The sequence below is a fragment of the Buttiauxella gaviniae ATCC 51604 genome (assembly GCF_001654835.1).
GTDB classification, from domain to species: domain Bacteria; phylum Pseudomonadota; class Gammaproteobacteria; order Enterobacterales; family Enterobacteriaceae; genus Buttiauxella; species Buttiauxella gaviniae.
The window spans coordinates 18,091-40,172 of sequence record NZ_LXEP01000026.1; the positions used below are offsets into that span (position 1 = coordinate 18,091).

The 22,082-nt window shown below is 49.3% G+C and carries 23 protein-coding genes; 8 read left to right on the forward strand and 15 right to left on the reverse strand.

What is annotated here, in order from left to right:
* The first annotated feature begins 61 nt into the window (after positions 1–61).
* On the forward strand, positions 62–949 hold the full coding sequence (gene yghX / locus M977_RS12715) for a YghX family hydrolase (protein ID WP_064515522.1): 888 nt from the start codon (positions 62–64) through the stop codon (positions 947–949).
* Here the strand turns inward: yghX and M977_RS12720 are convergent.
* The 4 genes from M977_RS12720 to M977_RS12735 form a co-directional block, all read right to left on the reverse strand.
* Entirely contained in the window at positions 946–1,911 is a 966-nt protein-coding gene (locus M977_RS12720; protein WP_064515524.1) for a GGDEF domain-containing protein, read from the reverse strand. The genes yghX and M977_RS12720 overlap by 4 nt on opposite strands.
* Positions 1,912–1,989: 78 nt before the next feature.
* Positions 1,990–2,901 (reverse strand): DMT family transporter, encoded by a 912-nt coding sequence (locus tag M977_RS12725; protein ID WP_064515526.1) that lies wholly within the window; start codon positions 2,899–2,901, stop codon positions 1,990–1,992.
* Between the two features lie 26 nt (positions 2,902–2,927).
* Entirely contained in the window at positions 2,928–4,067 is a 1,140-nt protein-coding gene (locus M977_RS12730) for an HlyD family secretion protein (RefSeq protein WP_064515528.1), read from the reverse strand.
* 16 nt (positions 4,068–4,083) lie between these two features.
* The gene (locus M977_RS12735; protein WP_064515530.1) at positions 4,084–4,413 is read right to left on the reverse strand and encodes a DUF3302 domain-containing protein; all 330 of its coding nucleotides are present in this window, start codon (positions 4,411–4,413) and stop codon (positions 4,084–4,086) included.
* 323 nt (positions 4,414–4,736) lie between these two features.
* Between M977_RS12735 and M977_RS12740 the strand changes: the two genes are divergently transcribed.
* Both M977_RS12740 and M977_RS12745 read left to right on the forward strand, forming a co-directional pair.
* A complete protein-coding gene (locus tag M977_RS12740; RefSeq protein WP_064515532.1) occupies positions 4,737–5,366 on the forward strand; it encodes a helix-turn-helix domain-containing protein in 630 nt (209 codons plus the stop codon).
* A 178-nt stretch (positions 5,367–5,544) separates the two neighbouring features.
* Entirely contained in the window at positions 5,545–6,087 is a 543-nt protein-coding gene (locus M977_RS12745; RefSeq protein WP_064515535.1) for a YfaZ family outer membrane protein, read from the forward strand.
* 341 nt (positions 6,088–6,428) lie between these two features.
* On the opposite strand, the gene M977_RS12750 is transcribed toward M977_RS12745, so the two are convergent.
* Entirely contained in the window at positions 6,429–6,812 is a 384-nt protein-coding gene (locus M977_RS12750) for a hypothetical protein (RefSeq protein WP_064515537.1), read from the reverse strand.
* A 324-nt stretch (positions 6,813–7,136) separates the two neighbouring features.
* Between M977_RS12750 and M977_RS12760 the strand changes: the two genes are divergently transcribed.
* On the forward strand, positions 7,137–7,538 hold the full coding sequence (locus tag M977_RS12760; protein WP_064515541.1) for a Spy/CpxP family protein refolding chaperone: 402 nt from the start codon (positions 7,137–7,139) through the stop codon (positions 7,536–7,538).
* A gap of 102 nt (positions 7,539–7,640) precedes the next feature.
* On the opposite strand, the gene M977_RS12765 is transcribed toward M977_RS12760, so the two are convergent.
* Both M977_RS12765 and yghU read right to left on the reverse strand, forming a co-directional pair.
* A complete protein-coding gene (locus M977_RS12765; protein WP_064515543.1) occupies positions 7,641–8,033 on the reverse strand; it encodes a hypothetical protein in 393 nt (130 codons plus the stop codon).
* 147 nt (positions 8,034–8,180) lie between these two features.
* The gene (gene yghU, locus M977_RS12770) at positions 8,181–9,047 is read right to left on the reverse strand and encodes a glutathione-dependent disulfide-bond oxidoreductase (protein ID WP_064515545.1); all 867 of its coding nucleotides are present in this window, start codon (positions 9,045–9,047) and stop codon (positions 8,181–8,183) included.
* A gap of 193 nt (positions 9,048–9,240) precedes the next feature.
* Between yghU and M977_RS12775 the strand changes: the two genes are divergently transcribed.
* The 4 genes from M977_RS12775 to cspE all read left to right on the forward strand — a co-directional run bounded on the left by M977_RS12775 (position 9,241) and on the right by cspE (position 13,857).
* Positions 9,241–11,106 (forward strand): bifunctional sugar phosphate isomerase/epimerase/4-hydroxyphenylpyruvate dioxygenase family protein, encoded by a 1,866-nt coding sequence (locus M977_RS12775; protein WP_064515546.1) that lies wholly within the window; start codon positions 9,241–9,243, stop codon positions 11,104–11,106.
* 75 nt (positions 11,107–11,181) lie between these two features.
* On the forward strand, positions 11,182–12,498 hold the full coding sequence (locus tag M977_RS12780) for an MFS transporter (protein ID WP_064515548.1): 1,317 nt from the start codon (positions 11,182–11,184) through the stop codon (positions 12,496–12,498).
* 2 nt (positions 12,499–12,500) lie between these two features.
* Positions 12,501–13,337 (forward strand): shikimate dehydrogenase family protein, encoded by an 837-nt coding sequence (locus tag M977_RS12785; RefSeq protein ID WP_064515550.1) that lies wholly within the window; start codon positions 12,501–12,503, stop codon positions 13,335–13,337.
* Positions 13,338–13,644: 307 nt separating this feature from the next.
* The gene (gene cspE / locus M977_RS12790; protein ID WP_034461105.1) at positions 13,645–13,857 is read left to right on the forward strand and encodes a transcription antiterminator/RNA stability regulator CspE; all 213 of its coding nucleotides are present in this window, start codon (positions 13,645–13,647) and stop codon (positions 13,855–13,857) included.
* Between the two features lie 59 nt (positions 13,858–13,916).
* Here cspE and M977_RS12795 read toward each other — a convergent pair whose 3' ends face one another.
* Genes M977_RS12795 through M977_RS12830 form a run of 8 tightly spaced genes read right to left on the reverse strand, consistent with a single transcriptional unit; the run spans position 13,917 to position 22,063 of the window.
* Positions 13,917–14,927, reverse strand: coding sequence for an HAD family hydrolase (locus M977_RS12795; protein ID WP_064515552.1), 1,011 nt, complete (start codon positions 14,925–14,927; stop codon positions 13,917–13,919).
* Positions 14,924–15,940: a BatD family protein gene (locus M977_RS12800; RefSeq protein ID WP_064515554.1), complete on the reverse strand. Its 1,017-nt coding sequence runs from the start codon at positions 15,938–15,940 to the stop codon at positions 14,924–14,926. The genes M977_RS12795 and M977_RS12800 overlap by 4 nt, the downstream gene beginning before the upstream one ends.
* Complete coding sequence (locus M977_RS12805) at positions 15,937–17,460, reverse strand: vWA domain-containing protein (RefSeq protein ID WP_064515556.1); 1,524 nt, start codon at positions 17,458–17,460, stop codon at positions 15,937–15,939. Before M977_RS12805 ends, M977_RS12800 begins: the two co-directional genes overlap by 4 nt.
* Complete coding sequence (locus M977_RS12810; protein WP_064515559.1) at positions 17,457–18,434, reverse strand: vWA domain-containing protein; 978 nt, start codon at positions 18,432–18,434, stop codon at positions 17,457–17,459. Before M977_RS12810 ends, M977_RS12805 begins: the two co-directional genes overlap by 4 nt.
* Positions 18,427–18,867 carry a DUF4381 family protein gene (locus M977_RS12815; protein WP_064515561.1) on the reverse strand — a complete coding sequence of 147 codons (441 nt, stop codon included), beginning with the start codon at positions 18,865–18,867 and terminating at the stop codon, positions 18,427–18,429. The genes M977_RS12810 and M977_RS12815 overlap by 8 nt, the downstream gene beginning before the upstream one ends.
* The gene (locus M977_RS12820) at positions 18,868–19,773 is read right to left on the reverse strand and encodes a DUF58 domain-containing protein (RefSeq protein WP_064515563.1); all 906 of its coding nucleotides are present in this window, start codon (positions 19,771–19,773) and stop codon (positions 18,868–18,870) included.
* Positions 19,773–20,771, reverse strand: coding sequence for an AAA family ATPase (locus M977_RS12825; RefSeq protein WP_064515565.1), 999 nt, complete (start codon positions 20,769–20,771; stop codon positions 19,773–19,775). Before M977_RS12825 ends, M977_RS12820 begins: the two co-directional genes overlap by 1 nt.
* Complete coding sequence (locus M977_RS12830) at positions 20,768–22,063, reverse strand: anaerobic sulfatase maturase (RefSeq protein WP_064515567.1); 1,296 nt, start codon at positions 22,061–22,063, stop codon at positions 20,768–20,770. Before M977_RS12830 ends, M977_RS12825 begins: the two co-directional genes overlap by 4 nt.
* Between the last annotated feature and the right edge of the window lie 19 nt (positions 22,064–22,082).

Consider the following 22,082-nt stretch of genomic DNA (forward strand, 5'->3'; position numbering starts at 1 on the left):
AGGCAAAATCATTAAATGCAGGCCATTATTTATCTATCTTTTACCGATAAAGGGCCTGCAAATGACCAGACTTACCGCAAAAGATTTCCCTCCTGAATTACTCGAATACTTCGATTTTTATGTACACGGCAAAATCAGCAAACGCGAGTTTCTCGATCTGGCGGGGAAATTTGTTGTTGGTGGCCTTTCGGCCGTGGCGCTCGGTACATTGCTGACCCCAAATTATGCCTTCGCGACGCAAGTGGAGTTTACCGATCCAGATATTGTCGCTGAATACATTGAGTACCCAAGTCCACAAGGGCATGGCCAGGTGAGAGGCTACATGGTGCGCCCGGCAAAAGCCGTGGGCAAAGTACCGGGCGTGGTCGTGGTGCATGAAAACCGTGGGCTTAATCCTTACATCGAAGATGTGGCGCGACGCGTTGCCAAAGCGGGTTTTATTGCATTAGCTCCTGATGGATTAAGTTCGGTTGGCGGCTATCCTGGCAATGATGAAAAAGGCCGCGAGCTACAATCTCAGGTCGATCCGACCAAACTGATGAATGATTTCTTTGCCGCGATAGAATTTTTGATGCATCACGATTCGGTCACGGGAAAAGTGGGGATCACCGGTTTTTGTTACGGCGGAGGAGTAGCCAATGCCGCTGCGGTCGCTTACCCGGAATTAGCAGCCGCCGTACCGTTCTATGGTCGCCAGCCAAAAACTGAAGATGTACCGCGTATCAAAGCACCTTTATTACTTCATTATGGCGAGCTCGATTCGCGCATTAATGAGGGATGGCCTGCTTATGAAGCGGCTCTGAAAGCCAATAATATAGTCTACGAAGGTTATATCTATCCGGGCGTGAATCATGGCTTCCACAACGATTCGACTCCGCGTTACGACAAAGCCGCGGCAGAACTTGCATGGACGAGAACCATTGATTGGTTCCACAAATACCTGGTTTAAGACTGAATAATAATCCTGGCACCCAACGCGATACCATTTTTGCCGGTGCGTTTAATCAAGTACATCGACTCATCGGCTCGAATCACCGCATTATTAAAAGTGTCGTCCACCCAGGATTCATTCACCCCAATAGAAGCTCCTACTTTGGCGGCGCCATTACCTAATTCGAACGGGGTGATGGCGGCATCCAGACAGCATCTGGCGATGTGGTTTATCTCGGGATGTTCCAGCGACCAGGGCAATAACAGGATAAATTCATCTCCCCCAATGCGGCCAATGGTGACCTCTGGTGGGCAGGATTCGTGCAGGCGCTGGCTCAGTTGCAACAGCACTTCATCACCGCTGCGATGGCCCAGCGTATCGTTAACGTTTTTGAAGTCATCGAGATCGATAAACGCTATCGAAAGTGGGCCCAATTTTTTTAGCAGATCGAACTGCGCTTGAAGCGCGTGGCGGTTGGCAAGGCCTGTGAGGGGGTCGTGATTGGCAAGTTTTGCTAGTTGCTGCTCGTACTGCTTTTCTTTGGTCATATCAATGTGGGTGCCGGTAACTTTCAGCGGTTTCCCGTCATCACTCCATTCGGTCACACGGCCCCGATCCAGCACCCATGTGATGGTGCCATTTTTCGCCTGCATGCGATGCAGTGCTTCATAAAATGGCGCTTTACCTTCAAGGTGGTTATAAAACGCGGACAGCACCATCTCTTTATCTTCAGGATGCAGATGGTCACGCCACACATCAAAATGAGCGCTAAGTTCTTTGGGCTGAAAGCCCAGCATGGAACCCCAGCGACGGTTGAAAATAACCAACTTGCCGCTTGGCACATCGAGCTGCCATAAACATAAGCCTGTCCCGTCCAGCGCTGCACTGAGCTTATTGCGAGAGTCGTGTGCAATTCTTTTGAGTCGGGCATTGTGTTTTTTAAGGTTCTGAATCTGCTGCCTGAGTATCTCTTCTGACATTGACCACAGTTATGAGCAAATAATATCCATTCTTAACAGCTATTAATTACTTGTAAATATGGCAATGAAAAAATCGTGCTAATTCCACAAACGTTTTGTCGTTGTGGCCATTTTTTCTTTCTCTACAGGAATGACGGACAGCAACACGCCGCATAACATTCCCGCGAGCAGAATCCACGATGTTTGAGAAAACACGCTGCCCATCACTACACACTCCAGGATGACCGCGATAACCGGAAAGCAGATAAATACCAAAGAGGTGTTAAAAGTCGAAATGCGTTTTTGCAGCGAGAAATAACACAAGATCCCGAACACGCTAGCCACGACGCCGAGGTAAATAATCGAAGAAAAAGACAACCAGGTGATGTTTTCAATTTCCGGCCTTTCCACTACCGCGCCAGTCAATGTGAGCAGTAAACCCGCAGCCAGACAAGGCAAGGCGTTAAATGTGAAAAGCGAAATCTGGCAACTGCGCTTTTTGCATTGCACATACATATAAGCATGCATGGTGACTGCCGCCACGACAGCAAATGCGCCTTTCCAGTTATTACTGAGACTGTTTCTGGACTCTTCCTGCAACAGACAAAACAGGGAGAGCATTGCCAACATTGCGCCCATCAGCTGCAACAGGCTGGTGGGGGCATTGAGTACCACAATAGAAATCAGAAGCACGGCGACGGGCATTCCGGCGAAGATTATCGCCGCAGTGCTGGCGTTAACGTATTGCTCGCCGTAAATCACCAGCGTAAAGGGCAGGCAGAAACAAAATAGGAACACGCAGAACTGGAAGAACCGGTGCCCTGGCGGAAATAACAATGATGACCGCGTAACGTGCAACAGCCATAGCAGCAAGGGTGCTGCGCTTAAGAAGCGCAGCCCGGTGGCAAATATCGGCGGCATGCTGACCAACGCAAACTTCATGGCAAGCCAGGTTGTTCCCCACGTCAGAATAACGATGGCGAAAAGAATAAACATTTTTGTTTTCTGCATGGGGCGGCTCCCTTTTTTACCTTAAATTAATGATCAATATAGAGATAGTGCATCCAGCTGGTCATACGCAGCAGGATTTTACGAATAATGGAAACGTGCTCGAAATAACCGGAATACACTGCGACCTGGCCCATGGTTCCTGCGGGTAGCCTTTGAACATCGGCAACGTTTTTCAGCTCAATTTCTGCATAGATACCGTCGAGTTTCGGGTCAAGGCTCAAGCCTTGTAGATGGCCTTGCGCCTGATAGCTGCTGTTAGCGATCGCGGGGAGGATTTGCTTCACAGTCCCTTGCACGACACTGCCGGGCAGGCCATTAAATACCACTTCGGCCTGGTCACCTGCGACTAAGCGTAGGGCGGAGTTTTGGCGGAATACGGCATAAACACTGGTTTTTTGATCCGGAACGAACACCATCACTGGGCGCAGCGGCAACGGGCGCACGAACATACCGGGTTTCAGGAAAAGCTGTGTCGCGTAGCCATCGCTCGGCGCGCGAACCACGGTTTTTGCAAGGAAGTACTCTGCTTCTTTGAGGTTTGCTTTCAGCCGGTAAACCGTGGCGTTTTCACCGTTTATCATGGCATCAAGCTGTGCCGCTGTTTGATCTCTCTTTGAGAGGGAAGATCGCCACTGTGCCTGCGCGGCCAGATACGTCTGCTGTGCGCGAACCACTTCTTGATCTGTAAACGGGCTTTTCAGTTTGTCCCGGCTGCCGTTGCGGTAACGGTCTGCATCTTTCAAGGCTAAATCACGCTCAGCTTTCGCCTGCGCAATATCTGCGTTTTCGGAAGCAAGGCGTGCTTTGAGCATCTCTACGTTTTGCTGGGCGCTTTCTATCTCACCTTTTATTGCTTCGACTTTGGCTTCATAGGCAGTGGGGTCAACTCGAAATAGGAAATCCCCTTTTTTCAGTTTCTTATTGGCTTTGGCGGTCACTTCTACCACGACGCCTTGCACTTCTGGGATGATGGGTAACGTAACGGTAACCATCTGGGCTCGTTCGGTATATGGATGGTTATAATTCATTAATAATAACAACGAGCCAATAAGAATAATGCCACCCAATACAGCAGTAGGCACACTCCATTTATTTAACGGAATTTTAAAGAATTTAAATATACCGAAGCAAATGGCGGTATAAGTAAGAATAAGTAATAAATCCACAATGAATCCTGCTCAATTAGTCGGTTACTGATGACTTGCTTTGGTTTTTCTCATGCTGGGATTCCAGCCGGAGTAACCTTTCACGTAGCATTTCCATTTCATTATTTTTGACGGCAAACCCCCAGCCTCTGTCTTCACGATATAACATCGCCCAGATCCACAGGAACGGCCATAAAACATGCAAAGTAAATAGACTTACCCATCCTGCAGCATGAATAGCATCTTGATGCGGATGGTTACGATGCACTGCTATTTCATAGGGGATGTCGTGGACAACAATAACGCCATAAAAGAGCGTCAGTGCCACGAAAATAAGTGCGCCTAAGGCAAAGTAATCGAGAAACATAGATGGGTGCCCCCGTGAGAAAATGTCTGGAGACACTAAAGATAAGGCGTGTATGGCTCCACTTTTATTTTGTTTAAAAATAAATGGAGGATAAATATTCAATTGCACAAAGCCATAATAGTGTGCAAGAGGAAAGCTTGAAAATTACAATTCTTTGCATCCTGGAAATAGTTGTAAGAATGTTGCTGAATATTGTTTTAGTTTTAATAAACACGGTTGTATCTATAAGCCAAACATCGCACTGTAGCGCACCCAGCGAGATCTTTGGCGTGGTATATACTTCAAGGAACCTGTGCATACCGTGAGTAATTTCAGGAAAAATAATGACTATCTCTCCTCCAACCCGCCCGGAATCAGCTATCCAGCGTCTGATTGCCATCCTCGAACCCCACGGAACACCGATGGAGGTGATTCCCCGTAAACGGATAAACTGGGAATATAAAGAGATCCCGCAATTTTATATCTTCAAGCAAGGCGAGATCTCTGTCTTGCGGGCCACTGATGGCCTGGTTATCGCCACGGTTTCTGGCCAGAATCTGTTTGGTATTGCAGAAAGCATCCAGCCATTACGTAGCCATATTTTGCGAGTAGAAACTGAATGCACCATGCTGCGTCTTGATGCCAGCCTTGCTCATGAAATCATTACTCAGGAAGGGATGTGGAAAGATATTGCGGTGATACTTGCTTATTATACCACCCATCTTTTCTATCGCGATTCTGTGGTGGTGCAGCAACGTACCTATTCCATCATTCGAGGCCATCTTATTGAAATGAACCGTCTGCCGGAAGATTCGCGGTTGAGAACATCCATTCTTGATTACATTCAGGAAAGAACTCACTTATCGCGCAGCAGTATTTTGAATGTGATGTTTGCACTAAAAAATGGTGGATACATCGATATTAAACGAGGTGGGTATTTACTGGAAGTGATCAACTTACCGGAGAAATTCTGAGGCAGGTTTACATTCTGCTTAATTAATAAAAGCACTGGCGAAATAATTTTCGCCCAATCTTCTTTTATTTAAAATTAAACAAAAATCAAATTCCCTCTCCCCGGGAGTCTGAATACCATCCATCCCTGAAATATCAAAACCATAGAGTTATCTCTCTGTAGCGATTTCAAGGATTATGATGAAAAAGACTCTTATTGCGTTAATCGTATTCAACACCTTTGCAGTAACGAATGCTAATGCGGTGGCATTTCACGGTGAGGCTGGTGCCGATTGGACTAATCTTGGAATGAGTTTTGGTGCAAACGAACCGGGTTTTACCTTCAATGGTAACTGGGCGCACAACGATAATGATGGTGATATTGCCAGTCTGGGAATGGGCTGGAATATACCGCTTGGATCTGTTTTGGTGACATTGGGTGGGAAAACACTGTACCTCAATCCGAGTGATGGTGATGAAGGTTATGCCGTAGCCGTTGGCGGTGGCGCGCAACTTCCACTTGGTGATCATTTTAGTCTGTTTGGTGACGCATATTATTCGCCTGATTCGCTCTCCAGTGGTGTTGAGCAGTATGGGGAAGCTAATGCAGGCATTCGCTGGAAAGTTAACCCAACGCTGTCAGTTGAAGGTGGGTATCGCTATGTGGGTATGCAGGGAAAAGATGGTCATAGCGATAACATCTTAGCCGATGGGGGCTATGCTGCGGTTAATTTCAACTTCTGATCAATTTATTTTTATATGCGAAGACAATTGCCCGATTACAAATTGCGCATTAAAATTATTTTGTTGATGCATCAAGTCTCATTGATATTATCAATCCCGAGTGATTAGATATTTTTAATGTTGTTTGTGCGTTTTATTGCGCACAATACAATGTGCCCGCCTGTCCGGCGGGTATTTTTTTTACCTATAAGGCAGCATTTATTTTTAAATAAAAAGATAATTGAGAACTGAGGAAAATGGTTCTATGCTGTTTATAGCCAATAAGGATGTAGGCTATGTAAGTAATAATCAAATAGTTAGTGCTCAGCAGCCACACTATGGCAACATAGTGTGGCTTTATCCTATGTTTTGTATATAAAATTAATTTGGCGAGCCGCAGTAACATAGCAGTAAAACAAAACAGCATCGATAATGATGTTACTTACTGAGAAATAAAACCCAGAAAGTAATAATATTAGCTTGTGTGCGGCGAAATAAATAACCATAAGCACTGCGCCAATCTTGCTCTTGATAAAAATAAGATAGGTGAGTAGTGCAATAACTAAAAACTCAACAGGAGTTTGTAGGTATTTCAATTCAAAATAATTACTGTATTCATTAAATATTACCGTGAATATAGTGTACAGCAATGAAAATAACCCTGCCAGCCAACCTTGACGGTTCTGTTTATCTTTGCGATGTGGTTCTTCACTTGATTCAATCTGGACATTTTTGGTTTTTTTCATTTGGCCAGCGTGCAGTTGCGATATAAAAGTATACGAACAAATTGACTAATGGAAGCAATAATAAAATTGAAACCCAGGGTTTCAGTCCGGTACGTTTGACAATAATCCATTGCAAAAATATGAATAAGAACAAAGTTATAACCTGTGTGATAAGCATTGGATACTCCATGTGACATATAACCTTTATTATAATAATAAACTTTTGAATACAATTAATTGGTTTGTTTAAAAATAAATAACTAATGATTTCTAATGACGTTGTTAGTGCGTTAATAATGTGGGCGTTCAGATGCTATTAATACACACTATGTCTAAGGGTATAGAATGAAAAAAGTATTTAAAATTGCCACATTGATTACGGTACTGGCTTTTTCAGGAATGGCTGTTGCATCTTCTGCTACAGAAACGCTGCCGCAGGATTCATTGGCGAAGCAATTAAATTTCTCACCAGAGCAAACGCAGAAGGTAAAAGCCCTGCGTGAAGATTCGCAAAAAGAGATCGCCAAAATTAATACCGATGCTTTAACACAAGATGCGATTGTTGATATGTTCCATTCTGGCGTCTGGGATGATAGCGCAGCGAAGAAACAACTTAATGCCATCGGTGATATTCAGAGTAAGGTGCGCTACCAGCGAGCAAAGTACCTGTTTAATGTCAGCCAGGTGTTAACCACGGAACAAAAAAAGCAGTTACAGCAAATGCTGATTGAGAAGCAGCTTTACTGATTATTGAGTGAAAGAGAGTCGGATGGAGCATCGCTTATCCGAGCTGCGGTAAGTCGTTGGTTGGTGGACTAGCGTAAGCGACATCCACCAATTTTAGTTGGCTCAGGATGTTTTCTCTTTTATTGGCTTTAAGGCTTTGCCAATCTGTACTAATCCATCTTTGTTTTGATCTTTTAGATAAGTGTTATTCAGCTCATCGAATTGTTCGAGCCGAGTCAGCGCCTGGAAAACATTATCAATACCATAGCGATTATCAAAAACATCTACACTTCTTAGGTTATCGACCCGTGCCGCTTTTATTTCTGTAGTGAGACGGGTAATCACCTCCTTATTAGAAGTATGCAATGTTTGCAATTCTTCCGGGGTGCTATTAATCGCTGGAGACATCGTGCCGGGATGGAATTCGAGGGTATTTAGGGCTTCGACCGCCTCATCACCTGGATTGGCACACCCGGCAATAACGAAAGTGAATACGAGTACGAATTTTTTTAACACGATATTTCCTTGCAGTTTGCTCACTGAATAATTCAGACGGCAACTTACCTGCAACGGTTAGGCTTAAACCACCCATAGTTTGTTTAATTTTAAATTTTTACGCCCTGCATACTGCAACTTGCAGGGCGTAGTTGAGTACAACTGTGTCTACTTCGCCAGCTTATCTTCGGTACGTAAATCAAAGTCCGACGCATCGTGGCGTTCGTGCAACTGCTCAGACGGCTCACCGAAGGTGCGGTTTACGATGCGCCCACGTTTAACCGCCGGGCGGCTTGCTACTTCATCGGCCCAGCGTATGAAGTTTTTGTACGAAGCGAGGTCGAGGAATTCAGCCGCGCTGTACAGCCCACCTTTTGCCAGGCTGCCGTACCACGGCCAAATGGCGATATCTGCAATCGTATATTCATCACCTGAAATAAAACGATGTGTCGCCAGTTGTCTGTCGAGCACGTCTAACTGGCGCTTGGTTTCCATGGCAAAGCGGTTAATTGCGTACTCAATTTTCATTGGTGCGTAATTATAGAAATGACCAAAGCCACCACCGAGATATGGTGCTGAGCCCTGCAACCAGAACAGCCAGTTCAAGGTTTCAGTGCGTGCGGCAAGATCTTTAGGCAGGAAATGGCCGAATTTCTCCGCCAGATACAGCAAGATTGCGCCGGATTCAAACACGCGAATCGGTGGTGTTACCGAATGGTCCATGAGTGCCGGGATTTTTGAATTCGGGTTCACGTCTACAAAGCCGCTTGAAAACTGATCTCCTTCACCGATACGAATCAGATGCGCGTCGTATTCAGCTTCGCTTACACCCAGAGCCAGCAACTCCTCAAGCAGGATAGTCACCTTCTGCCCGTTCGGTGTGCCAAGTGAATAAAGCTGCAAGGGATGCTTGCCAATTGGCAGCGTGCGTTCGTGAGTTGGGCCCGCTATCGGACGGTTGATGTTAGCAAAGGTGCCGCCTTCGCCTTTTTGCCAAGTCCAAACTTTTGGCGGCTGATAGTTATTATCTGACATGTTGTGTCTGCCTTTTAATTGCCAGTGAGAGATTGAAAAGTGTAACCCCACTTTGTTTTGTTCGGTAATCGCCCGCTATTTTTTTTAACTTTCTGAGGTGTGATCTGTGGTAACAATAAATTAACTATAAATTTGCAATATGAACCAAATGATACAACATTAACCGACTTATCCCGACAGACCAGGAGCCATAATGCAGCGTTCAATTGCAACCGTATCTATCTCTGGCACGTTGCCTGAAAAACTGGCCGCAATTTCGGCTGCTGGTTTTGACGGTGTAGAAATCTTTGAAAATGATCTTCTTTATTACCTAGGCACGCCTGCCGATGTGCGAAAAATGGCGGCCGATCTCGGGCTTACTATTACATTGTTTCAGCCGTTCCGCGATTTCGAAGGCGCGTCGCGCCCGCAGTTTGCCAGCAATCTGGAACGCGCACGGCGCAAGTTTGCTTTGATGCACGAGCTGGGGTGCAACACCATGCTGCTGTGTAGCAACGTGGCACCTGATTGTTCGTCGAATCTTGATTTGCAGGTCAGTGACCTGGCGCATTTGGCTGAGTTAGCACAACGTAATGAAATAACCGTTGGCTATGAAGCGCTGGCGTGGGGCACCCATGTGAACCGTTATCGCCAGGCATGGGAGCGTGTAAAACAGGTAAACAGCCCGGCGTTGGGGCTGGTTCTCGACAGCTTCCATGTGCTTTCGTTGGGTGACCAACTGATTAATCTCGACGATATTCCGGTCGATAAAATTACCTTCCTGCAACTGGCTGATGCACCGTTGATGAAAATGGATGTGCTTGAGTGGAGTCGCCATTTCCGTTGCTTCCCTGGGCAGGGTGAATTGCCAGTGGTCGAATTTACCCGCTTGCTGACGGAAAAAGGCTACCGTGGCCCATGGTCGCTGGAGATTTTCAACGACAGTTTCCGTGCCACGCCAAATGCACCAACCGCCAAAGATGGTTATCGCTCGCTGCTTTGGCTGGAAGAGCAGACCTGGAAAGCTAATCCACATATTGATGCACAACTGTTCCATAGTGCGCCGCAAGCCAGTTATCAGGGTATCGAGTTTTTAGAATTTGCCACCGATGCAAAAGATGCACAGGCATTGGGCGAAGCACTGCAACCACTGGGTTTTGCACAAGCCGGTGAGCACCGTTCTAAGGATGTTTCACTGTGGCGCAACGGTGGAGTGAATGTGATTCTTAACCATGAGTCGCATAGCTGGGCCGATGAGTTTCATCGTCGTCACGGTGTTTCGCTGTGCGCGATGGCGTGGCGCGTGAAAGGGGCGGCAAACGTGCTGCAACGGGCGCAGGATTACGGTTACCCAATCTGGCATGAAAAGCATGGGCCAGATGAGCGTGCGCTGGCAGCCGTGTGTGCGCCTGACGGCAGCCTGATTTATCTGATAGAGGCACCAGAGCTGGGTGAAAACGATATTTATCAAACCGATTTTAACCTTTCAGAAACCGCCAGCCAGGGCACCTTACTTGGGATAGATCATCTGGCGTTAGGGCTGGTAGAAGGCAGCCGTGATAATTGGATTATGTTTTTCCGCGCGGTGTTCGGCTTTGAACTGGATAACGAACTGAGCGTGCCGGACCCGTATGGCCTGGTCAGAAGCCAGGTGATGCACAGCCCTTGTCACTCGATACGCTTGCCGCTGAATATGTCGCACAGCCTTGATACGCAAATTGCCAGATCGGTTGCCAGCTATCAGGGAACGGGCCTGCAACATGCGGCGTTTGCTTGTGATGATTTACTCGCGACGGTAGAAGGCCTGCAATCACAAGGGCTGAAATTGTTGCCGATTCCGGCAAACTATTATGACGATTTGCTGGCGCGTTACGGGGCAAATAACCCATTGCTACAAGGGCTTGAGCGCCTGGATATTCTTTATGAACGTGATGCGCGCCAGCATGATTTTTTGCATGCCTATACGCCACCTTTCCGCCCGGACCGTTTCTTCTTTGAATTAGTTGAGCGGCGAGGGGATTATCAACAATACGGTGCAACAAACGCCGCTGTGCGGTTGGCCGCAATGCAAATGCGTTAATGCGATTTACAACAATAAATGAACCTTAAGGTTCAATAAGACACCTGTAACCTACAAATAACCGAGGTATAAACCATGGCGAGTTATGGCCAGGGCGACATCGCTGCCCAGAAAACTGGTGTTGTAAAAAGAACCCGTACCCGAATGGTTATCCTGACCCTTCTGGCTATCGGAACCATGATTAACTATCTCGACCGCACTGTGCTTGGTATCGCTGCACCGCAACTGAGTGCCGATCTTGGCATCGGTGCGGCAACGATGGGGATTGTGTTCTCGGCGTTTGCCTGGACTTACGCGGTAATGCAAATCCCTGGCGGCATCTTCCTTGACCGTTTCGGTAATAAAGTCACCTATGCGCTGGCACTGTTTTTCTGGTCGGCATTTACCCTGTTCCACGGTTTAACCGTTGGCCTTAAAACGCTGCTGCTATGCCGCTTAGGTTTAGGGATTAGTGAAGCGCCATGCTTCCCGGTGAACAGTAGGGTGGTGGGGAAATGGTTCCCGCAGCATGAACGTGCGCGCGCTACGGCGGTTTACACCGTTGGTGAATACATTGGCCTTGCTGCGTTTGCGCCGCTGCTGTTCTTTATTATGGAAACCTTCGGCTGGCGTGCGTTGTTTATCACGGTCGGCGTAGTGGGCATTTTGTTTGTGCTGGTGTGGTGGCGTTTTTATCACGAACCGCACGAGTCCAAAACTGCCAACAGTCTTGAGCTTGAGTACATCGGCCACGACCTCAAAGAGGCCGAGCCTGAACCGAAGATGAACTTTAGCTGGGCGAACGTCGCAAGGCTTATTAAATGCCGCCAAATCCTCGGTGCGGGCATTGGCCAGTTTGCCGGGAACACCACGCTGGTGTTCTTCCTGACCTGGTTCCCAACCTACCTTGCTACCGAACGCCATATGCCATGGCTGAAAGTGGGCTTCTTCGCCATTCTGCCGTTTCTCGCCGCTGCAGTGGGCGTGATGTTTGGTGGCTGGGTCTCCGACCAAATCCTCAAACGCACCGGTTCGGTGAATATCGCCCGTAAATTGCCAATCATTTCTGGGCTGTTGATGGCCAGTCTTATCATTTCGGCTAACTGGATGCCAACCGATGCGCTGGTGATTACGGTGATGTCGGTAGCGTTCTTCGGGCAAGGCATGGTGGGACTCGGCTGGACGCTGATATCTGATATGGCCCCGAAAAATTTAGCGGGTCTGACAGGCGGTTTATTTAACTTCTGCTCAAACCTGGCCTCTATCATTACGCCACTGATTGTCGGCTTTATTGTTGCGGCGACCGGCAACTTCTTCTACGCGCTGGTCTATATCGGCGGTGCTGCACTGTTGGGTGTGTTCGCGTATGTCTTCATTCTTGGCGATATCAAACGTATTGAGCTGGCGGACTAATTATGGACATAAGTGGCAATACACGTTTAATCGCCCACCTGGGCTACCCGACAACCACGTTCAAAGCACCGATGATTTACAACCCCTGGTTTGAAGAGCAAGGCATCGATATCAAAGTGGTGCCGATGGGGGTGAAAGCAGAAGATTATGTGCAGTTGATTCCTTTTCTATTTCGCATGACCAATATTATTGGCGCGTTGGTGACGATGCCGCATAAAGTTTCGACTTGTGAGTTAGTTCACACTATTAGCCCAACGGCGCAAATTGCCGGGGCGTGTAATGCCATTCGCCTTGAGCCAGACGGCTCATTGCGTGGCGACATGTTTGATGGCGACGGTTTTGTTCGTGGTGTGTTGCGCAAAGGCATTCAGGTGGGTGGAGCTCGTGCGTTAGTCGTGGGTAGCGGTGGCGTGGGTTCCGCTATTGCGGCGTCTTTGGCGGCTGCTGGCGTTGATACGCTGGCGCTGTTTGATAGCCGGGCTGAAAGCTGCGAAGAGCTGGCAAAACGGCTACGTAGCCACTATCCGTCTCTTAAGGTGCTTACCGGGTTGCGCAACCCGAAAGAGTTTTCCATTGTCGTTAACGCAACGCCGCTGGGTATGAATGCTGGTGACGAATTACCGGTGGATGTTAGCGCGATAACGCCAGGAACCTTCGTGGGAGAGGTGGTAATGAAGAGCGAAATCACGCCATTTTTGCAGGCAGCCATGAAAAGAGACTGCCAGATACAACCTGGAACAGATATGTTGTTTGAGATGATTCCTGCATATATGGAATTTTTTGGCCTGCCAGAAGTGACGCCAGAAGCACTGCGTCGCGTAGCTAAAATTGATTACTAACAACTGGTTAAGGTAGTGGTAGATGGGTGCGAAAGGGTGTCATTCGCACCCCCTAAACGAAACGGTAAATGAGACGTAATTTAGCTATAGAGCTGTGGACGGCTAAAATAATCCTTGTCATTCATCGCCTAAGCATGAGTTAATACGCCCATCGGTTTGACGTACAGACCTTTAAAGCAACCTAGTAAAGCAGTCCTTCAAGAGTCATCCCTGGATACCCTTTGTCGTGTGCTCCTCTACCGCTTCATAAAATCTGTAAAGCATACCAAATCGCCGTAAGGCACACTCAATTCAAAAGGTAATACACATGTCTAACAAAATGACTGGTCTGGTAAAATGGTTCAACGCTGATAAAGGTTTCGGCTTCATCACTCCAGACGACGGTTCTAAAGACCTGTTCGTTCACTTCTCTGCAATCCAGAACGACGGTTACAAATCTCTTGATGAAGGCCAGAAAGTTTCCTTCACCATCGAGAACGGCGCTAAAGGCCCAGCAGCTGGTAACGTAACTAGCCTGTAAGGTTAGCGTTTACTAAGCTCTAAAGAATTTAAAAACCCGCCTCGGCGGGTTTTTTCGTTTTATGGTTTTGATGTTTCCGGAATACATAATTTCGGGTCAAAGATAGTTCTCCAGTCCTGCTTCATATCCACTACCGTCCAACCTTTTTCCTTCGCCACCGTTAACCCTTCAACCAGTTTTCCGCTGGCTGGTGGATGACTGTCGTAGGCATATTCACGTTTTGCATCCGTATGGTGAACCAGTAAGCCGAAAGTTTTGTAGTCCGGGTTTGCTGCGGTGTATTGCATCATCGCCAAATCGCCGTCACTGTTACCAAATGCTGCAACCGGGCGTTGGCCCATAAATAGATGAATGGCGACCGGCTTGGCGGCAGCATCGTCATTAAACGCGCCTTTCATGGTTTTACGCAGTTGCGTGCCGTCATCCGTTAGTGAAAATTCGCTCAGTGAGAATGATCCCACGACTTGTTCTGGCGGGATGCCGTACATCTTCTGCGCCACGACACGCATAAAATCGATTCCGCCGCCGGAAATAATCCACGTTTTAAAACCATTGTCGCGCAGGTAGTCGAGCAGCTGACGCATCGGTTGGTAGCCCATCTGGTCGTAATGGCAGCCAAAACGGTTATCACGATGACTGGCCACCCAGTTACTGACGCGTTGGTCGAATTCATCCGTGGTGATATTGCTGTGCGTTATCTCCAGCAGTTGCATCAACCCTTTTTCACCTGCGGCGGCGACGCTTTGCAAATCATTGTTCAGCACAGCACTAACAATCGGGTCGCTCTTCCATTCAGGATGCTGCGGAGCAAGGCGTTTCACTTCATCAATTGCAAACTGTAGCTGGAAGGTCAGGGGTGCTTCAGGCCACAATGTGCCGTCGTTATCAAACACAACATAGCGTTTCTCAGGTGGAATAAAGGTCGAGCGATCTTTGTTGGTTGCGTTTTGCACCCATTGCTCAATAGCTTGTTTCGCGGCGGTATCGTTCCAGGCAGAGAGCGGGTCGGCAGCCTGTGCGGTGCCAATAGCGCTAAAGATCAGAGCGCTGAGTAATAATTTATTTTTCATCGTTCACCCCTTTTGGTGGGAGTCAGCTCGGGTAGTTGAACCGGGTTCCAGAAGCGTCGCCAGGCATGGTGCAGGTATTTCAGGCAGCGCTTGAGCAGGCGTTGCGTAAACCAGATGAGTAGCAACAGGATGGCAATGGCGCTGATAACCAGCACGGTTTGCCATTTATCCTGGCCTGTCGTGCCGCGTAGTGCCGATTCGCTACCCGCAGCGGGTGCTTGTGCGACTGGTATCGTTGAACCGGGTAATTGCGCGACTTGCCATTGCTGATTGGCGGTATCCCACCAACGCAATTTAATAGGGGGTAGCGTGATGGTTCCTGCCTGCGAGGGTAGATAACGCAATGTCTCTTCACGCTGTGCGCCTTCGATTTCGCCGCGCCCAGATTTCAGCATCGTGTTTACAGGCGTCAGGCGCTGCGTTTCTGTGCCTGGAATGGCGTACAGCAATTGCGGGATTTGTGTCGCCACAATCCCGTTAGCTTTCACTGTGACAATACGTTCCACAACATCTCCGGCATGCAGAGTAGTGTCTTTGCTGGCGTGATATTGGGTGATTTTTTGGCTTAGTGTTAAGTTGCTGGCAGGTAAGAAACGATCTGGCTGCTCAACGCCTTTCGGCCAGACCACCTCTTTTTTCAACTCTGGCAACTGCACCGTTACCGGCGGCTGGTTTGGTGATGTCAGCGTAATTTCTACTGCAGGCAGAAGCAGCACGCCTTGATCCCATGCCGTGACCTGTTTTTCCAGGCGAATTCCGCTCCAACTAATGCCATTTTTCTGGCGGCTTAACAGCTGGTTTGGCAGAGGTGTGCTCATTAACGAGCCGTTTTCAATTTTAAAGCCAGGCCACTCAGGCGGCGGGTTAAACCAGCTATCTGTCCAGAAAGTAATAGCGATGCGTACTGGCTGGCCCGGCACCACATGTTCCGGCACCTCGAGTTCACGTGTGATGTCCATTGCGGCACGGGCTGGAAGTACCGCCAGCAAAAGCAGAATAAACATGGCTCTCATGGCGTTTCCTCCGTATTGGCGCGGTAGAGATTTTCCAGCAGGCCGGATGGGGAAACTTCGAGGTTTTCAAACCATTGGTTAACTTGCGGGCTGCTGCTTTCAACCGGTTGAATATCTTTTTGATTCACGCCCTGATCTTTCTTCAAATCATGCTTTATCTCATCGGGTTTGTAGTCTTGCTCTTTGCCTTGTGCCGCCTGGCGATCGCGCTCTTTTTGCCGCAATTCCATAATGATTTTGGCGATTGCGGCTCGGTTTTGTTGCGCCGATTTCCAGTCTGGTCGTAGGCTTAATGCGCGGTCATAACTGTTGATTGCCTGTTGCCACTGCTTTTGCTGGGCATAGCTATTACCCGTCCATAACAGGGTTTCAGCGGTTTGCGGTGCCTGGCGAAATGCTGATGTGGCAGCGACAAAATCCTCCGCACGGTAGTAAGCAATGCCTTGCCAGAGCGGGTCCTGGAAACGTTCAGCCGCTTTTTTGTAATCACCATTTTTGAAAGCGATCTGCCCCTGCATATCCGGGCTAACCCACGCATCCTGCCATGCGGCCTGGCTTTGCGGCAGATAGAGCAGCGGTACCAATACAATGAGCCAGCAAATCAACTGACGCCTCCCAAGCAACAACAAAATCAGCATCGGGATAACCAGCAGATAGCCGCTATTTTTCCAGTGCAAATCACCGCGTGCATTATTCTGCGCACTGACCGATTGCTGGATATGGCTGGTGATGACGGATAAATCGCTGTCGTCACTGGTCACAAGCGTTACGGGAATACCACCGTCGCGAATCTTGCTAAAGCGCTCGACGTTAAGTCGGGTATCAATGCCGCTCTGGGCGTAGCTTTCCGGCAGTTCGCCACCGCGTGCGGTACCAGGAACCCAGATTTGAATCGGCGCTTTAAGTTGTGCAAGCCAGGCCGCGTCCTGCGCTGAAACGGTGTCGGCGACCAGCAAAATATTGCGTGGAGTATTCGATGTTTCCGGCATGTTTTTCAGTGCAAGGCTGATGGCCTGTTTTAGCCCTGAGCCCTCTCCCTCAGGCAAAAGATTTGGGCTTTGGGCATGCAAAAACAGCGCGTAAAAAGATGGGTCTGAAGTGAGCGGGGTCGTTAAATATGCATGGCTGTTGTAGACCACCAGGCCAAAATGCGTGCCGGTTGAGCGCGACATCAAATCCATGATTTTGCTTTGCATCCGCTGGTGGCGGCTGGGTGCGAGATCCTGCGCGTACATTGCCGGATCTTGTTGCAGAACCACCATCATATTGCTTTGCTGCGTTAATGCCGCAGGCAGTTCGCGTTGCCATGTTGGGCCTGCCAGCCCGATAACGCCTAATGCGCACAGCCATGGTAAAACCTGAGTGATTCGTTTTTGCCGCCCGATAATAAGCGCCTTAGCGAAAGGCTTGTCCATAATCTTGTGCCAGGCGCTGCGCTGCCCGGTACTGATAAACCACAACAAAGCGCAAATCAGCAAGCCGACTAGCCGCCAGGGATAAACAAAATGGAAATCACTCATGCTGTTTTCCCCCGAACAAAACGACCGATGGCGAGCAAAATCAGCAATACCAGCGCGAGTATTATCGGCCACTGGAATAGCGGAATATGCCACGACCAACCGATGGATTTGACCTGAACAGGCGTGATGGCATCGATTTCCTTCCAGACGCTATCGAGCGACGCGCCCGAACTGGCAGCAGTCCAGGATTTGCCACCGGTAATGCGCGCAATATCCTGTATCAGCGGGAGGTCGACTTTGTCATCACCGGTGCTGTTGAGGTCGCCAAAAGCAATGGTATGCACCTGAACATGATGTGTTGCGGCCAGTTGCGCGGCAAGCGGTGGGGCTAATTGCGAAGCTGTGTCGTTGCCATCGGTGAGCAAAATTGCCAGCTTGCTGGCATCTTTATTGGCGGTACTGTCGAGCAGTTTCACACCCACGCCTAATGCGTCACCAATCGCGGTTTGCTGGCCAATCATGCCGGGAACCAATTGGTTGATACGGGTTTGTAGCGCCTGTTTATCTTCACTGACAGGTGCGAATGGCCAGGCGGAGCTTGCGAAAATAACCAGCCCAATACGGTCAGACTTACGGGCCGCGACGAATTTGCGTGCTGAATCCTGAACCGCCTGCAATCGCGTTACGCCACCCTGAACGTCGTTTTTTGCCATCGAACCCGAGACATCAAGAATCAGCACCACATCACGCATCGGTTTTTGAATATGCTGTGGTGGCGTCAGGTATTCCGGACGTGATAGGGCGGCTACTAATAATATCCATACCAGCCAGAAAAGCAGGCTTGAGAGTTTGCTGCTGCGCACCGGCTGGCTGTTAAGCTTTAGCTCATCAATTAGTTCTGGCAGAAACGGCACACGAACATGCTCTTTCACTGCGCGGTCTTGAGGCAAAAAATAGCGGCCAATCAATGGCACGAAAATCAATAACCAGGCCCACGGCCAGGCGAAATCGATGCGGCTTAGAAACTCAGACATACGGCAGTTTCTCCAGCCAGTTTTTCAATTGAGATTGCAGGCGTGCAACCTGGCTTGCGTCGAGTTGGTTATCGGGCCTGCAATATTTGTCGCTAAGTTGCTGGCGTAAATCGTGGTCGATTTCCACCTGTTGTAAAAGTTGCTCCGGGGAGAGCGTGTGGCTGACGAGGGTTCGTGGCTGGTGCATCAGAAGAATACGCTTTATTAGCTCAAGCCAGCTATCAACGCTATGTGGCTGCTGTAAAGCCGCCAGTGCTTCACGCCGCCACAGGTTTCGCCGCCATCGTGCCAGGCGAAATAGCAGGAAAATGAGCAGGGCAATCAGCAACAGACCGCCAGACACAAACCAACCTGGGGGTAATGGAAGCCAGGAGATACTTTGCGGAAGTGCTGGGTTTATTAGTTCCGGCACGCTAAATCCTTTCTCCAGCATTCAGACTCCCTTTTGTAGCTGCTTGAGAAGATCCTGCGCGACCACTATCTGATTTACGCGGATCCCAAGTCGTGTGAGCCGGTTTTGCAGGCCAGAAAGTCGGGAAGTTGTGCTTTGCGCAATCTCATCTTTCAAGCTGGCTGAAAGAGAAAATGCCGCCTCACGCCCCTGATAGCTGGCGGCTAAATCACCTTGCTCGGGCAGTTTAAGATGGAGATCGTCGAGGATCACAAAGGCGCTTATCTCGCAGCGTCGTCTCAGGGCTGCAAGCAATGCCTCACTCGGCGCATCCAGATCGTGGAAATCGCTGATGACTGCCACCCACGATCCGCTGGGGATCAGCTGAATTGCGTGTTGTAGCACGTGAGTCAACGTGACAGAGGCGGGCGTTTCATCAGGATAGCGTTCGAGTAACTGTTGGTTGTATTGCAGCACATCATCAAGCACGGCAGGGAGATTGCTCTTCGGAGAGCGGCACTTTTGCAGGCTGTATTGGGTATCGCTGAAAATCACGCTACCCAGACGATCGCCGTCGTGCCAACTGCGCCATGCCAGCAGAGCAGCAATTTTGGCGGCGGCGACGGATTTGGTTTGCCCACGAGTGGCAAAAAACATATCTAACCGTTGGTCGACTATCAAGAAAACCGGGCGCTCGCGCTCTTCGTTGTAGAGCCTGATCCATGGCGATCGCAGGCGCGCTGTTGCTTGCCAGTCGATCAACCGCACATCATCGCCGGGTTGATAGCGCCTGAGGCTGTCAAAATTGAGCCCACGCCCCTGTTGGCGTGATACGCATTCACCTGCAAGCGCCCCCGGTGGGATTTGCCCCGGCGGGTTTGATAGCAGTCGCGCTTCGCCTGCCAGGGCCATCAGGGTTTTTCTGTCCACCTGCAATGCGTTGTCCATCACGCTACCACTGCATCAAGCAACATCCGAATCACATCATCTGGTGAGCAATTATCGGCGTTGGCCTGGTAGCTTAGCATCAGGCGGTGGCGTAACACTGCCGGGGCGACGAGCTTGATATCTTCTGGCAATACTGCATCGCGGCCTTCAAGCCAGGCCAACGCACGGCCACATCGGTCGAGTGCCAGTGTGCCGCGCGGGCTGACGCCAAAGGTGATGTAACTGGCGAGGGTATCGCTAACCCCTTGTGGATGACGAGTCATATCCACCAGATTCACGATGTAGTTTTCAATAGTAGGGGCGACGTAAATCGCAGAGATTTCCTGCCAGCAGGTAGCAATATCCTGTTGCGATAACATCAGCGTTTCCGGCTGTTTTTCCCCAGCCTCAACCGAGCCTACCTGGTACTTTTTCTGCTGCTCATCACGCACCAGTTGCATCACTTTTTGTTCGTTCGCTTTGGATGGGTAATCCACCAGGACTTTCATCAGGAAGCGGTCGAGCTGGGCTTCAGGCAACGGCCATGTGCCTTCCTGGTCGACCGGGTTTTGTGTTGCCAGCACCATGAAAACACCCGGCAATGGCCAGGTTTTCCCGGCAACGGTGACGTGGCGCTCTTCCATGGCTTCAAGCAATGCTGACTGTACGCGTGCGGAAGCGCGGTTTATCTCATCGGCAAGAATGATGTTGCCAAACACCGGGCCTGGGCGAAAACGGAACTGGTCTTCTTCACGCGTGGCATTTTGCTGGTAAATCTCACTGCCGGTAATGTCAGATGGCAGAAGGTCAGGAGTGAACTGAATACGGCGTAAATCCCCTTCAACATGCCGAGCGAGTTCCCGTACCGCACGTGTTTTGGCAAGTCCTGGCAGACCTTCGAGCAGAACGTGCCCGTCACACAGCAAGGCAACAATCAACATGCGTACCAGTGACTCTTGCCCAATAACTTGTTCGTTCATGCGCTGCTCAAGTTCAAGCAGTTTCTCTCTGTTAGTCATTTGCGTAATCCTGCAAAGTCGCGTTTCAAAAGAGTGGCAAGCCCGACAAGAATCGGCTCGGCGTAATTGAAGAAGGTTTTAATGCCGGGGCAGAGATAGTTAAGGCCTGGCTCTCCGTCTGGTGTACGGACAAGGCGATTTTTCGGGCACTCTCCCCAGCACAATTTCAGGTATGGGCACTGCTTGCAGTATTCCGGCAGGGTATCTTTTTTTCCCATGCCAAATGCTTTCTGGCGCTCAGAAAAGGCCAGGTGCGCGAGTTTGGTGTCTTCGATATTGCCAATCTGGTATTCGGGGTAAACGTAGTGGTCGCAGGAATAGATATCGCCATTTTTTTCAATGGCCAACCCTTTGCCGCAGAATTCAGACGCGGTACAAATTTGCGCGGGCATGCCCATGGTTTGGGCGACGGCGGTTTCGAACAGGTTGACCTGCACGCGGCCTAAATCGTTATTTACCCACTCTTCAAATACCGTTTTCAGGAACGTACCCCAGTCTTCCGGGTCGACTGACCAATCGGTGACGATAGAGTCCAGATCGCCTGGTCTAGCACGACGCGTGCCTGTAATTGGGATGGTGTCATCGCGCCAGAATTGTGGGGCGGTGACTTTGAAATCTACAGGTTCTACGCAAGGGTTGAACTGCACGTAGGTTGCGCCCAGTTCGCGGGTGACAAAGCGGTACACTTCCAGCGGGAAGCGGGCATTGGTGCGGTTGACGGTGACAAGCGCGTTAAACGGGACTTTGTATTTTTTTAGCGCTTCAACGCCTTTCATCACTAAATCGAAAGTCGGTTTGCCGCTGCGGGTGACGCGATAGCGGTCGTGTAATTCTCGTGGGCCATCAATCGATAAACCCACCAGAAAACGGTGTTCTTTGAGGAATTCAGCCCATTTGTCATTAATCAGCACACCATTGGTTTGGAGGTCGTTTTCGACGCGCTGGCCGGGCTTTTGGTACTGCTTCTGGAATTTGACGACTTTTTCAAAAAACTCCAGCCCCATCAATGTGGGTTCGCCACCTTGCCAGGAGAAGACCACCTGCTCACCATCTTGTCCGTCAATGTACTGACGGATGAAGTTTTCCAGCACTTCGTCGCTCATGCCGGTGTGGCGGTCTTGATGCAGTAACTCTTCTTTGTGCAGGTAAAAACAGTAGGAGCAATCGAGATTACAGGTTGAGCCAGTCGGTTTCGCCATGACGTGGAAACGGCGTTTGTATTCAGGGCCTTTGCCATCATATTTTTCTGCTGACGGTAGTGCTTTAACCGGCAATGTAGTGCTGTATTTCATGGCTGACCCTCTGAAGCGT

What these genes read in the sequence shown, in the direction of transcription:
- cspE (WP_034461105.1), top strand. Translation starts at nt 13,645, where the DNA reads ATGTCTAACAAAATGACTGGTCTGGTAAAATGGTTCAACGCTGATAAA.
- yghU (WP_064515545.1), bottom strand. Translation starts at nt 9,047, where the DNA reads ATGTCAGATAATAACTATCAGCCGCCAAAAGTTTGGACTTGGCAAAAA.
- M977_RS12745 (WP_064515535.1), top strand. Translation starts at nt 5,545, where the DNA reads ATGAAAAAGACTCTTATTGCGTTAATCGTATTCAACACCTTTGCAGTA.
- M977_RS12800 (WP_064515554.1), bottom strand. Translation starts at nt 15,940, where the DNA reads ATGAGAGCCATGTTTATTCTGCTTTTGCTGGCGGTACTTCCAGCCCGT.
- M977_RS12740 (WP_064515532.1), top strand. Translation starts at nt 4,737, where the DNA reads ATGACTATCTCTCCTCCAACCCGCCCGGAATCAGCTATCCAGCGTCTG.
- M977_RS12725 (WP_064515526.1), bottom strand. Translation starts at nt 2,901, where the DNA reads ATGCAGAAAACAAAAATGTTTATTCTTTTCGCCATCGTTATTCTGACG.
- M977_RS12780 (WP_064515548.1), top strand. Translation starts at nt 11,182, where the DNA reads ATGGCGAGTTATGGCCAGGGCGACATCGCTGCCCAGAAAACTGGTGTT.
- M977_RS12785 (WP_064515550.1), top strand. Translation starts at nt 12,501, where the DNA reads ATGGACATAAGTGGCAATACACGTTTAATCGCCCACCTGGGCTACCCG.
- M977_RS12815 (WP_064515561.1), bottom strand. Translation starts at nt 18,867, where the DNA reads ATGCTGGAGAAAGGATTTAGCGTGCCGGAACTAATAAACCCAGCACTT.
- M977_RS12810 (WP_064515559.1), bottom strand. Translation starts at nt 18,434, where the DNA reads ATGTCTGAGTTTCTAAGCCGCATCGATTTCGCCTGGCCGTGGGCCTGG.
- M977_RS12775 (WP_064515546.1), top strand. Translation starts at nt 9,241, where the DNA reads ATGCAGCGTTCAATTGCAACCGTATCTATCTCTGGCACGTTGCCTGAA.
- M977_RS12735 (WP_064515530.1), bottom strand. Translation starts at nt 4,413, where the DNA reads ATGTTTCTCGATTACTTTGCCTTAGGCGCACTTATTTTCGTGGCACTG.
- M977_RS12825 (WP_064515565.1), bottom strand. Translation starts at nt 20,771, where the DNA reads ATGACTAACAGAGAGAAACTGCTTGAACTTGAGCAGCGCATGAACGAA.
- M977_RS12820 (WP_064515563.1), bottom strand. Translation starts at nt 19,773, where the DNA reads ATGGACAACGCATTGCAGGTGGACAGAAAAACCCTGATGGCCCTGGCA.
- yghX (WP_064515522.1), top strand. Translation starts at nt 62, where the DNA reads ATGACCAGACTTACCGCAAAAGATTTCCCTCCTGAATTACTCGAATAC.
- M977_RS12805 (WP_064515556.1), bottom strand. Translation starts at nt 17,460, where the DNA reads ATGAGTGATTTCCATTTTGTTTATCCCTGGCGGCTAGTCGGCTTGCTG.
- M977_RS12760 (WP_064515541.1), top strand. Translation starts at nt 7,137, where the DNA reads ATGAAAAAAGTATTTAAAATTGCCACATTGATTACGGTACTGGCTTTT.
- M977_RS12750 (WP_064515537.1), bottom strand. Translation starts at nt 6,812, where the DNA reads ATGAAAAAAACCAAAAATGTCCAGATTGAATCAAGTGAAGAACCACAT.
- M977_RS12830 (WP_064515567.1), bottom strand. Translation starts at nt 22,063, where the DNA reads ATGAAATACAGCACTACATTGCCGGTTAAAGCACTACCGTCAGCAGAA.
- M977_RS12795 (WP_064515552.1), bottom strand. Translation starts at nt 14,927, where the DNA reads ATGAAAAATAAATTATTACTCAGCGCTCTGATCTTTAGCGCTATTGGC.
- M977_RS12720 (WP_064515524.1), bottom strand. Translation starts at nt 1,911, where the DNA reads ATGTCAGAAGAGATACTCAGGCAGCAGATTCAGAACCTTAAAAAACAC.